We start from the raw sequence: 10,339 nt of genomic DNA on the forward strand, positions 1-10,339 counted from the left end.
ACAGAAGGCAACGTAATAGTAATAATGAGGCTGTTGTGAGCGGGTTCTAAAAGCTTCTATGATGGCGTCTCGCTCAAGACTGGTAAATGGGTTGATATCGGTTTCTTCATCCTCTGATTTCTTGATCCGCTTTCTGGCTTTCCCTGCCATTCCTTCAAAGGGTGAACGGGTAAGCTCAACTCGCTTAGATTCAACAGCCCACTTTAAACAGGCGTTGAGCTGAACCATTAAGCGCCTGCAAGTGTCACCCGAAAGGGTTTGACTTCCCCAGTCCAGCATCTTTTGAGCATAACCAGTGCTTTCTAAGTTGGGGTCAGTATTTGCAAAAGGCGATCGTTGAATGTGACCCAAGATAACTAAATAAGTACCTCTCCATGTTCCCGGTCTGACACTTGAACGTCTGGTTTCTATGTACTGTTTGTAGAGTTGAGCTAGGGTTTCTTGACTGGGTTTCTGTTCAGTAATGACGGTTTTCTGATGGCGATAGCGTTCAAGAGTTTGGTCAAAGCGCTCATAGACAATATCTGTCTCAATTTGTTGGGCTTTTGCCTCTGCAAGCTTGCGGTTAGTTGGAGTATCTTTTAAGCCTAAATACAAATATCTCCGTTCACCTCCACACACAAAACGGGGAAGTGATAGCCGTAGAATTCCATTATGACATGACACTCCAACCCGCCCTTTGCGGCGTTTGGATGGATTTTTCATTATTTGTTGTGTCTTATTTAGTTAACAGCGTTTGAGTTGATTTTCTAGACAGATCAACGATTCTTTTTTGAATCCCTTGTTAAGAGTGACTATATAGGTGTGAATTCGCTCACTGTTAATGCTGTTGTACTTCTCAACCTCACCTATACAACCCTTGTAATTACCCTCAAGAATTACAACTTTATCGCTGACTTCAAGCTGGCGAGAGGGAATGCTGTAAATCCAACCATTAGCTCTTTGTATTCGTGGTATCTTCTCAGCCTCTTGGATGACTGTCTCTACTTCATCTAGGTGATTGGGATAGCGACTAAAGAATTCTTTCTGACTAACACGTTTACTGGATAGTAGGGAGTTTATGAGGTCAGCCTTAATCCGGGTAGTGAGCTGTTCAGGTGATAGTGGTGCCTCTGGTTTTTGTGTTTCTTGTAAAATATCGTTTTTTATTGTCTCGGTTATCTCAAGAACCTGGGACTGTTGACTGGTGGGGGTTTCGGGTGAGACAACCGTTATCTCAATGGGTTGTCTCAAGGGTTGTTTCGGTTCAGGGTTGTCTCGGACACTGTTTTGATTCCTGTAACCTTGAAATTGTTTTCCATCTATCCTTACTCTGTCTTTTATCCACCCGTTCTGCTGTAAGACCTTCTTGATGTTCAGTTCTAAGTCTCTGCGATCTCTAGTGGTGTCAGCCTTAACATCAAGATGTTCTATAATCCATCGGGTTGCAACCTTCTCTTTATCCGATACCAGCTCTAATATTTCATCCTCAAAGGGCAAGGCATCCATGAAACCCTGATTGATTTGTCCTGACTGTTCATCTTCCTCTTGAGTGAGCCACCATTTTTCCCCTTGCTGATAGAGATGAACAGCAGCACCCCAAATCTGATCGCGGTGTTCTTTCAACCATTCAATATCAGCAGGTTTTTGAACTTCTATTAACCAAAAGCGTCGGTTTCCGGTTCTATCCCGCAAGAAATCATCTGAGTTTGTTGTTCCCAAAAGGATGGCACGTCGCTCGTTTTTCGTGTAGCTTCGTCCGTATGGATGGCGCATCCAGTCAATGGACGTTGACATAAATTGCTTAACTTGATCAGCGTCTTTTTTTGTGGTGATTTTACCAATCTCACTTAATTCACAACCCCATCCTCTCCTCATTTTTGTGACTTCATCTTTGTTGGTGATGTCGCCCACATCCTCACAGTAATGTTCCTCACTAAACAGGGTTTTCCATGTAGTTGACTTAAACATTCCCTGTTTGGGGCTATACAAAACTGTGGCTGTATCACACTTGCAACCAGGTTTATAAGTTCTTGCTACTCCTCCAATTAGTGTCTTTTTAAGCATTGCTTGAGCGATGGGTTCTGAATTCCCAAATAGAACTTCTGCCAGATTGTCTAGAATGCTTGTGTCGCTGTATTGTTGAGCGCATTGGTCTAAATAATCCCTTACGGGGTCGTAGGAATTTTCTTTAGCAATTTCTACGACTATTCCCTCAACAATTTTTCCTGTGCCTTCAATCCCGAGTCCAAGGTATCGAGAAAGGCTAACGTCTAGATAATCTAGTTCAAAGCGTTGTCCTTTGATGCCTAATTCTTCACTGAAAATCTCAAGTTCTCTACTCCGTTCATTGAACCTCAGTTGATTACCTATTAACTGTCTAGCTCTGTCAAGTTCCATTGCTATTTTAATGGCTTTATTGTCTTTGCCTTTGACATTACTGACTGGTAGTTCTAAGGGTTGATTTTGTGGTTGTGAGGTGATGAGTCTTGCAGTTTGCTCTAACTGTTTAACCCGTTGGTCGGGTGTCAGTTCAACCAGTTCAATCCAGTCAGCAATATCACCTTTTTCTGGCATCTCTGACCACAGTTCAACCGGGTTAACGGTTGCAATCAGAAAGTCTATTTGTTGGGCTGCTTTAATGACTTTCTCTGCTTTATTGGTTCCGGCTTCATCGTGGTCAGGAAGGTAGAGAAGTCCTTTGACTCCTGAGCGTTTGAGTTGTAGTAACTCAACTTGGATGTCTTCATGCGTCCAGCTTCCTCCCTGCCAGGTGATGGCAACAATCTGATTCTCACGGGCTGCCTCAACGCATTTTTCGCCCTCTACACCTAGCACCCATTTACCCTTACCATGACGGATTGCCTCGTTAATCCGGTAAGCATTCCAGGGTAAGTCACCCTTCTTGTTAATCCACTTTTGACCGTCAAGGTAGAAAGGCTTAACGACCTTATCGACTCGCTGACTTCCCTCAAATATCTCAACCCGTCTCGCCTGCTGTTCTGGGCCGTAATGGTAAACGGTGATGACTTGATTGCCTTTGGTTACAGATTGGAGAGGTTTAGGCTGTTCGGGTAGCCTTGCCAGTTCAATTGTTGGTAGTGGCTTTTGCCGTGAGCTAGGACGTGATGAACTGGGGCGATAGGAATAGCTGTTGAGATAGTCGTGGTGTTCTCTCTCTTTTGCCGTCAGCATCTTAGCAATCAGCTTGGTATCTCCACAAGTCCAGCACTGATATTTTCCGGTTTTCTGATCAATGCTAAGGTTGTGGCTGTCACAGGCAGGGCAATGATACTTACCTTTTTCCTTAGCAGGTTCTAGATCGTCTAGGTAATTGCGAATATCAAACTCAGAGGTAATCATTAGCGATTACCTCCTTTTTCTATGCGTAGTAAGTTTACAGATTGTTTGGCAGACAGCTTGAATACTTTGCCGTCTCTGTTGCAGATTTTCCACTGACGGTCTAAGTCACGGATGAAGATTCTATCCCAACCCGTCAATGGTGACTCTAGCAGTTGGTCTAGTCTCTGCCTGTACTCTGAATGTTTTTGAGAAAAACCTTGATTTGTTTCTGTTTTTATTGTATTCTTAGTCATGAGACTTTTAAATTGGTTAACAGCCCGCCCCTGACATCGACTAGAAGGAGTGGGCTATTAACTTGTAAATCTCATGCGCTGTAGGGTGTCTTGATGTCTTTCCCGTATTTCGCTACAGTCGCCTTTTCTACTGACTCTCCACTTCATTGGTGAAGGTAACTAAACGGTCGCGTAAGGCAGTTTTAAAACCACCCATCAGTAGATTGTTTTATTAACTTTGACAGAGATTTTACAAGGAATAGCCCAAATAATCAAGCCTTGAGGTGGGCGGCTTTTTGGATGTTTGCAGCGTGGGAGGCAATCGCGAAACCTTTAAGGTTTCGCAAAAACCCTGTTGCGTCTGTCCCCTCTACAAACTTGATTGGGTTTCCCCTCAAGACAGACCTTTGAAAAGTTTTTCACTCCAACAGGATTATTCGGAAACCTTTAAGGTTTCCGAATTCCCTCCCCACTATCTCAAACATCCTCTCTCCCCTCTAACAACATCACCCCCTCAACTGAACTGACATCAATCTTTAAGTCAGCTTCAAGGTAAGCCCGTTGATATTGGCTGTTACCCCTGTTGTTGTGATTGTCAGAGACTTCTAACAATTGGATGACATTGGCACTGGCTAGGAGGTTAAAGAAGGCTTTCCAGTTCTCAATCTCTTGTGCAGTTGCAGTCAGTCGGATTTTGGCGGTCATGGTATCTCCTAGAGCGGGGTAGATTGTTTGCGATCGGGTTGAGCTTGAGTGAGTCTTCATGGTCTTGAGCATCCCAGAAGGGGCAGTTATCAACCCAAAGCCAGTATTGAATATTTAAGTCGCCGTTTGAGTCTGTACTGATAATGTAGGATTCAACCTCAGCTAAAACAATTTGATTGAATCTCTCAAGCAGAACTTCTTGACCAATAGAAAAGACTGGGTAGCCTAAAGCGTCTGCTATGTGATTTTCTACCCAGTCCCAGAATTGTTGTTGAGGGCTAGAATTCATTCAACCGTTAAACAGATTGCAGTTCCTTCAAAATATCAGCACGCAAGTCCGAGGGAAGTTGGTTATATAGTTTTTTTATTTCCTCTTTCTTCTCTCCGAAAGTTTGATTAAGGTAAAAGTCCTCATCATAATCAAAGAACTCATCAAAACATGACGGTTCAGGCTTCTCAATCAACTCTTTTTGGATGATTACGCAATTGTTTATGATGTAGGCGACAAAATCAAGTATTTGCTGATTGGCTTTCTGATTCTTCAGACGGGCTTCTTCTGAAATCAAAATCTTACTTAACTCTCCAATGAGTTCAACAAGGCTGATTACATTTTGACTGACGATATGGTAATCCCAATCTGCATTGAGTGAAGCTTGATTAATATCTGTCATCATTCAACCTCCAAATAATCAGCATGGTCTTTTTTCAGTTGCTCTATAACCTTCTTACCTTGTGAATACTGACGGCCTTTGAATCCCATCATTTCCTTGATGATTTTAGACTCACTAACGCCATCTTTAATTGCGTCTAAAACCTCATCAACTTCATCATCGGTTACAGGATCAGTTCCGCCTGTAACTTCAGAGTTACGGGCTGTGTAACCGCTATCGTCTGCGGGTTCTAGCAGTTCCGGGTTAAGGACTGCTTCGGCTTGTAACTTGGCTTGATTAACTTCTCCCATCATCATTTGAACGATGCCGAGGTTACGCAGTTGAGCCAGTTTTAAATGAGAACTTGCATCAAAGGTGAACTCGCGTTTCTCTTGTTCGTTGAGAGAGTCAATTTTAGGCTTAAGGTGTTGCAGTCTGTCAGCGCATTTTAACCCAACAACGGACGCACAAAATCCAAAGGTGAGGCTTGACCATCTGAAGGTTTGATGCCAGTGGTTTTGCTTGGGATTGGGGGTAAAAAACGGGGTTGCTAACACGGCAACTGTGGCGAGGGGGATGATACTAATTGCTACATTGTGCAGAATATCATGTAAACTGCGGACGTGGATTGAATCGGGTTTGGGATTAAGAATGTCCATGCTTTATATCCCTGATAAAAATTGCAATAGACCACCTACTAATAGGCAAAATAAGGTACTGACTGGCATGAGTAAGGAGAGGAAAAATTTGTCATTGAGTGTTTCTCTCTGACTGATAATTCCGCCTATCCAACACCCAAAAATGAACACGGCTATCAGGCAAATAAATAGGGTGAAGTTTTTGGCTTGAGAACTCAGTAAACTACCTAAGCCTAAGATGCCAGAGGTACTGAGAGCGAGAAGCGCTAGTGAATTGATACGGTAAAGTCCTATCATGGTATTGGTTGAAGTTGACCCCCAATCGGGTCGGATTGGGGGATTGCTTGTCTTAACGGACGGGTACGGCTTCTACGGTCATGATGGGTTGACTAAGCATAGTCTCTACTGAGGCAATGGCTTGGTCGGCCCAGTTAACGGTTTGTTGGTATCCAGCTCCTAACGCTGCATATTTTGGGCGGGTACGTTGCAGGCTTTTAGCGGTTGTTTTCTTGTAACCTTGAACCCGTAACTCAAACTGGTTTTCATTGCGGAACATATACTGATTCCAACGGTTAACCTGTGCGGTTTCATTGAGGATTTTCTCATGCAGTCGGGCAACTTTGCGGGTAGCTCGTTTCTCTTCTTTAACTTCGTCTAGGGACTGTTCTAAGAACTGCACATCTTCTGGTTTGAAGGCTTTGGTTTGATTGTGAGCAGGCAGCTTCCGGTACACATCCCAAACTCCATTAGGGCAGTTATTGGGAGTGACGGCATCGGGTAAGGATTGGCGGAAAATGTCGGTTTCTTGCAGGTTGTGTTCACCTTTGATTGGGGCAACTGTGCCACCTTGAGAACCACCGCTTAACCATGTAATTGCTGACATTATTTGACCTCGTTTACTAGGGTTGATTTGACGGTCTGACCACCTACCGACAGGGACGGGATTGCTTCTGGAAAGTTGACTTGAACGAGTAGAAATCCGGTAATGAGACTGACGACTAATTCTAGGAAAAAATGCTCTAGGATTCCTTTACAGTATCGGGGTTGTGTTCGGTTGAAACGTCTAATTTGATTCATCATAGACCTCACTGTAAATGGTCTAGAATAGCTTTCATCAGTGCGATCAGTTCTGAACGGTCTAAACGAGAGGTTGCTACTCTAAGGTTTTGTCCTTGTACTGTTACATTGGTAGTAACATGAGCCGCGCAATACATTAATAATCCGGCTAGTTCTTCTGAGCTTATTCTCTCAAAGTGAGAGCCTGTAATTTCCTCTATCTCAGGGTTGTGTAGCCAATAACCAAAGGGTTTTGTTGCCATTTATCCTAACCTCATTAATTGCTCTAGTTGCCTGCTATGGCTTTCGGTTCGGGTGAACCTGAAAGCGGCTGAAACTTTCCCTCATAGGCTTTCCAAATGTGTTCGGTGTCGGGGATGAAGTTACCCAGTTTGTTGAATGTTTTCTCTACGGTTAGAATGACAATCCTTTGAGCAACGGCGTCACTGACTTTATCGGATGTTTGGTCAATGAAAGGCTGGAAGATTTCTAAGCCATCAGACTGCTTGGGCTGTGACTTCAATTGTGATGCTACTTTCTGGTCTGAATTGTGGCTCATAGTCGGTTATTTTCTCCATTACATAATTGATTGATAGGCAGGCTTGATGACGGTTTGAATTTCTGACTAACCATCTAAATGCAATCAAACATTCAACCGATTGACGGTTTAGGTTGTTAAAGTTTTTCAGGTGATTGAGATAGGGACAGTTAATTTCTTTTAGTAGTTTGATGTCGTTGCTTAACTGTCGGTATTCAATCCCCAGGTGTACTCTTTTGAGTATTTCTAACAGTTCTTCACGGCTAAACCAGTCTTGTTCGGGGTCAGATAGGGCAATGAACAGGGTTCTGGCTATCTGGGTAATTGTTCGGTTGCTAACGGGCTGTTGGTTTTTCATTCATAGGCTGTCCTCTTGTGGCTACTCGGCAATTGTGGGGCGAGAGATTAGGGGTGAACTTCTCTCGTTTCATATTTAGCAGTGTAGCGGTACTATTCAGTAAACGTCAAGTACCTTTAGGAACTAATCGGTACTAGCACTCCCCTCATGGACTAAGAAAACTCCCTAGAAGTACCATAGAGACAATAGATAGAACCGAACGATGACTAAAAAAGTGGGAGTCACATTACCAGATGGAATCTTTGATATTTTGGAGAGTCGTGCAGAGTCCTATGGCCAGACACCTACTGGCCTTGCTGCTTTTCTTCTCCAATACTGCATTGTCAACAATGTTGGATTTATTGATGCACCCGAACTGAAAGAGACTATCTCAATTCAGTTTTTGCAATCTCTAGCATTTGGTAACATTCCGCCAGATGAGGAGTTGATCAAACTATCAGCAAGGTTGAGCATTCCCTATGAGGTACTTGCCAGATTGCGGGATGCTTGCAAAGAGCGATCGCCCCAGTAGTCTCCAGACGCGATCGCACCTTTACTACCCCAAAAATCCAGAAAATTAGGAGAGTAACTGAAATTGGAATGCGATCGCACCTGTTAATCTGAAAACAGTTCTTTCCAATTGCTTTCCCCAATAAGGAATGGTGTGATATTAGCCCCTAGCCGTCATGGTTAGGGGTTTTACTTTGGGGTGTCTACTGGGTGTATACAGGTGTCTACAGTAGGTGTCTACAGTAGGTGTATACAGGTGTCTACAGGTGTCTACAGTAGGTGTACACAGGTGTCTACAGCAGGTGTATACAGGTGTATACAGTAGGTGTACACAGGTGTCTATAGCAGGTGTATACAGCAGGTGTATACAGGTGTCTATAGCAGGTGTATACAGGTGTCTACAGCAGGTGTATACAGGTGTCTACAGTAGGTGTCTACACTCTACTAACAGGTAGACTAGATTAAAACATCATTGGCCATGTTGAAAGATTTAAGTTACGGTGCCTTTGGATTGTTGGTGATGATTCAGAGAAAGTTTAGCGATCGCCCATTCCTTCTCAAAGATGTTCTCAATCGGGGTGAGTCAGCCAGCTCAACCAAGAAACTTTTAAGGGAACTGGTAGATACAAGTTTTCTCTCATCCGGTCAGCTCAGACAATCAGCAACAGGTTATTTCTCAGTTCCAAGTTACCGACTGATTCAACCCTTGCCTATCTCCTTTCTGAATGATGAGGCAACAGACCAGTCAGTTAGAGAGACAGTAGAGCTGAGGCAGTAGAAAAATTAAAAGTTAAGCATAGAGGTTAAGCACCCTTCTGTTAGAGGGGTGTTTTTTGCTGTGAGATAGGGGTTATCTCACCTGAAAGCCTTACTACACTTTACTTCTACACTTATGAGATAACTATTCACTCAAGGTTGTCTCAGGGTTATCTCACCTGAAAACCTTACTACGCTTTACTTCTACATTTATGAGATAACTAGACAACCTAAATAAGACTTTATACAGTAAATTACCATTGTTCTTTACTCTTGATTCAGTTGTGAAGTTAGGCAGTCACTCAAAAATGGAGTGAATTCGGTCATCACTCCAAATTCACTCCAAACTCACTCCAGAGTAGTTAAGTTGTATTGTCTGAAAGTGGCTTTAATTAAAGCTAGCGGTCAGATTTAAACCCATAACCTCTCGTCTCATGGACGGCGAGGAATTAGTCGATTTATGTTGGGTTCAGTCACCGAACGAGTGATTCGCTTTGCTCAATGTCCGGTGTTAGTTTTGCGTTAAATGTAACAATTTTAACAGTATTCCATCATTTTTTGTTGAGGTCGAATTTCTAAAATTTAACCCAAGCTAAACCTTTCGTTAACCTAAAAGGTGTAGGGTAAGGTGTAAGCATTCAACAGGGTCTTATCGTGACGATCTCGAACCTTGCTGTACTTCCTTCTAGTCAAACTTTTAGTCAAAAATCCCGTGATTTTTGCAGACGTGATTTGATTCCGCTTTGGCCAGAAGCACTCTGGAAAATTGAAGCAGGAATCGTCCGAACCGTCACTTGGAGTGAAGAAGGAAACCAAATTAGTCTAGGATATTGGGGTGTCGGAGATGTGATTGGTCAACCTTTATCACGACTCGACCCTTTTCAAGTCGAATGTTTGACTCCAGTAACCGTGAGTTTGATTCCTCCACCACAATGGTCAGAGGAGTTAGAATCGATCCTATCTCATGTTAAACAGGCGCAGGAACTTCATAGCATTGTTCAGACTCAAAGTACCGATTTGCGCTTGTTAAATTTCCTCAATTGGTTAGCGAAAAAGTTTGGTAATCCCACTGAATTAGGACTGTTAATTGATGTTCGTTTAACTCACTTAGAAATCGCTGATGTGATTGGAATAACTCGAGTGAGTGTAACTCGGATGATGCAGAAATTAGAACAACGTGGCATTATCTTGCGCCCTCGTCGTCATTGTATTATCTTGAAGTCAGCTCTGTAAATCTCTCCTCTAGAATCCCATCAAAATTAGGTAGAGTGTATGAAGCTTTTTACAATCTTTTTAACTCTTCAAACGCAGGCATTTTTCACCTTTAGATCATTTTAACTCAACCTATTTTTGATGCTCTTTTTCTTGATGATATGATCAGGATACTAATAGAGTATCTATTTTTGTGAATAATCTGTTAAGAGACTGCGGTAACTGAGCAAACTGTTTTGATGTCTAGGCAGTTCATTTTTCTTTCATCTTCTCCGATTATATAGTATCATATTTAATCGAGATCAGCATGATTAACAGGGGAAGGGGTAAATTTGTATCAGTTGCTATTGCACTAAATTGGGTTATCCCAAATCAAAGTCTCT

General features: G+C 42.7%; 12 protein-coding genes and 1 pseudogene. 4 read left to right on the top strand and 9 right to left on the bottom strand.

Translation table 11 applies throughout. The annotated features are described in order from the left end of the window. From WN50_RS08490 to WN50_RS08540, 9 genes are all read right to left on the bottom strand, one after another. On the bottom strand, window positions 1-705 hold a 705-nt coding region (locus WN50_RS08490; protein WP_049558757.1), incomplete at its 3' end, for an Arm DNA-binding domain-containing protein. A gap of 21 nt (window positions 706-726) precedes the next feature. After that, window positions 727-3,342 (bottom strand): virulence-associated E family protein, encoded by a 2,616-nt coding sequence (locus WN50_RS08495; protein ID WP_046278104.1) that lies wholly within the window; start codon window positions 3,340-3,342, stop codon window positions 727-729. A gap of 689 nt (window positions 3,343-4,031) precedes the next feature. Next, the gene (locus WN50_RS08505) at window positions 4,032-4,259 is read right to left on the bottom strand and encodes a hypothetical protein (protein WP_049558759.1); all 228 of its coding nucleotides are present in this window, start codon (window positions 4,257-4,259) and stop codon (window positions 4,032-4,034) included. Window positions 4,260-4,555: 296 nt separating this feature from the next. Beyond that, window positions 4,556-4,933 carry a hypothetical protein gene (locus WN50_RS08510; RefSeq protein ID WP_046278107.1) on the bottom strand — a complete coding sequence of 126 codons (378 nt, stop codon included), beginning with the start codon at window positions 4,931-4,933 and terminating at the stop codon, window positions 4,556-4,558. Further along, window positions 4,930-5,568, bottom strand: a complete 639-nt coding sequence (locus WN50_RS08515) for a hypothetical protein (protein WP_046278108.1) — start codon at window positions 5,566-5,568, stop codon at window positions 4,930-4,932. Before WN50_RS08515 ends, WN50_RS08510 begins: the two co-directional genes overlap by 4 nt. A gap of 328 nt (window positions 5,569-5,896) precedes the next feature. Then, window positions 5,897-6,430: a hypothetical protein gene (locus tag WN50_RS08520; RefSeq protein WP_046278109.1), complete on the bottom strand. Its 534-nt coding sequence runs from the start codon at window positions 6,428-6,430 to the stop codon at window positions 5,897-5,899. A gap of 202 nt (window positions 6,431-6,632) precedes the next feature. Further along, entirely contained in the window at window positions 6,633-6,866 is a 234-nt protein-coding gene (locus WN50_RS08530; RefSeq protein ID WP_046278111.1) for a hypothetical protein, read from the bottom strand. 23 nt (window positions 6,867-6,889) lie between these two features. Next, a complete protein-coding gene (locus WN50_RS08535) occupies window positions 6,890-7,126 on the bottom strand; it encodes a hypothetical protein (protein WP_046278112.1) in 237 nt (78 codons plus the stop codon). Then, window positions 7,101-7,499, bottom strand: a complete 399-nt coding sequence (locus tag WN50_RS08540) for a hypothetical protein (protein WP_046278113.1) — start codon at window positions 7,497-7,499, stop codon at window positions 7,101-7,103. The genes WN50_RS08535 and WN50_RS08540 overlap by 26 nt, the downstream gene beginning before the upstream one ends. A gap of 202 nt (window positions 7,500-7,701) precedes the next feature. Here WN50_RS08540 and WN50_RS08545 point away from each other — a divergent pair, with 202 nt between their 5' ends. From WN50_RS08545 to WN50_RS08555, 4 genes and pseudogenes are all read left to right on the top strand, one after another. Beyond that, window positions 7,702-8,010, top strand: coding sequence for a hypothetical protein (locus tag WN50_RS08545; RefSeq protein ID WP_046278114.1), 309 nt, complete (start codon window positions 7,702-7,704; stop codon window positions 8,008-8,010). Between the two features lie 456 nt (window positions 8,011-8,466). Further along, window positions 8,467-8,766 carry a hypothetical protein gene (locus WN50_RS08550; protein ID WP_046278115.1) on the top strand — a complete coding sequence of 100 codons (300 nt, stop codon included), beginning with the start codon at window positions 8,467-8,469 and terminating at the stop codon, window positions 8,764-8,766. A gap of 417 nt (window positions 8,767-9,183) precedes the next feature. Beyond that, window positions 9,184-9,270, top strand: a pseudogene (locus WN50_RS35900) (universal stress protein); the annotation flags it as partial. 128 nt (window positions 9,271-9,398) lie between these two features. Further along, window positions 9,399-9,977 (top strand): Crp/Fnr family transcriptional regulator, encoded by a 579-nt coding sequence (locus WN50_RS08555; RefSeq protein WP_053221462.1) that lies wholly within the window; start codon window positions 9,399-9,401, stop codon window positions 9,975-9,977. Window positions 9,978-10,339: the final 362 nt, after the last annotated feature.

This window comes from Limnoraphis robusta CS-951 (genome assembly GCF_000972705.2).

Bases quoted from the DNA above. Each gene is read 5' to 3' on its own strand.
- WN50_RS08550 (WP_046278115.1), top strand. From the start codon at position 8,467: ATGTTGAAAGATTTAAGTTACGGTGCCTTTGGATTGTTGGTGATGATT.
- WN50_RS08520 (WP_046278109.1), bottom strand. From the start codon at position 6,430: ATGTCAGCAATTACATGGTTAAGCGGTGGTTCTCAAGGTGGCACAGTT.
- WN50_RS08510 (WP_046278107.1), bottom strand. From the start codon at position 4,933: ATGATGACAGATATTAATCAAGCTTCACTCAATGCAGATTGGGATTAC.
- WN50_RS08540 (WP_046278113.1), bottom strand. From the start codon at position 7,499: ATGAAAAACCAACAGCCCGTTAGCAACCGAACAATTACCCAGATAGCC.
- WN50_RS08515 (WP_046278108.1), bottom strand. From the start codon at position 5,568: ATGGACATTCTTAATCCCAAACCCGATTCAATCCACGTCCGCAGTTTA.
- WN50_RS08505 (WP_049558759.1), bottom strand. From the start codon at position 4,259: ATGACCGCCAAAATCCGACTGACTGCAACTGCACAAGAGATTGAGAAC.
- WN50_RS08545 (WP_046278114.1), top strand. From the start codon at position 7,702: ATGACTAAAAAAGTGGGAGTCACATTACCAGATGGAATCTTTGATATT.
- WN50_RS08530 (WP_046278111.1), bottom strand. From the start codon at position 6,866: ATGGCAACAAAACCCTTTGGTTATTGGCTACACAACCCTGAGATAGAG.
- WN50_RS08495 (WP_046278104.1), bottom strand. From the start codon at position 3,342: ATGATTACCTCTGAGTTTGATATTCGCAATTACCTAGACGATCTAGAA.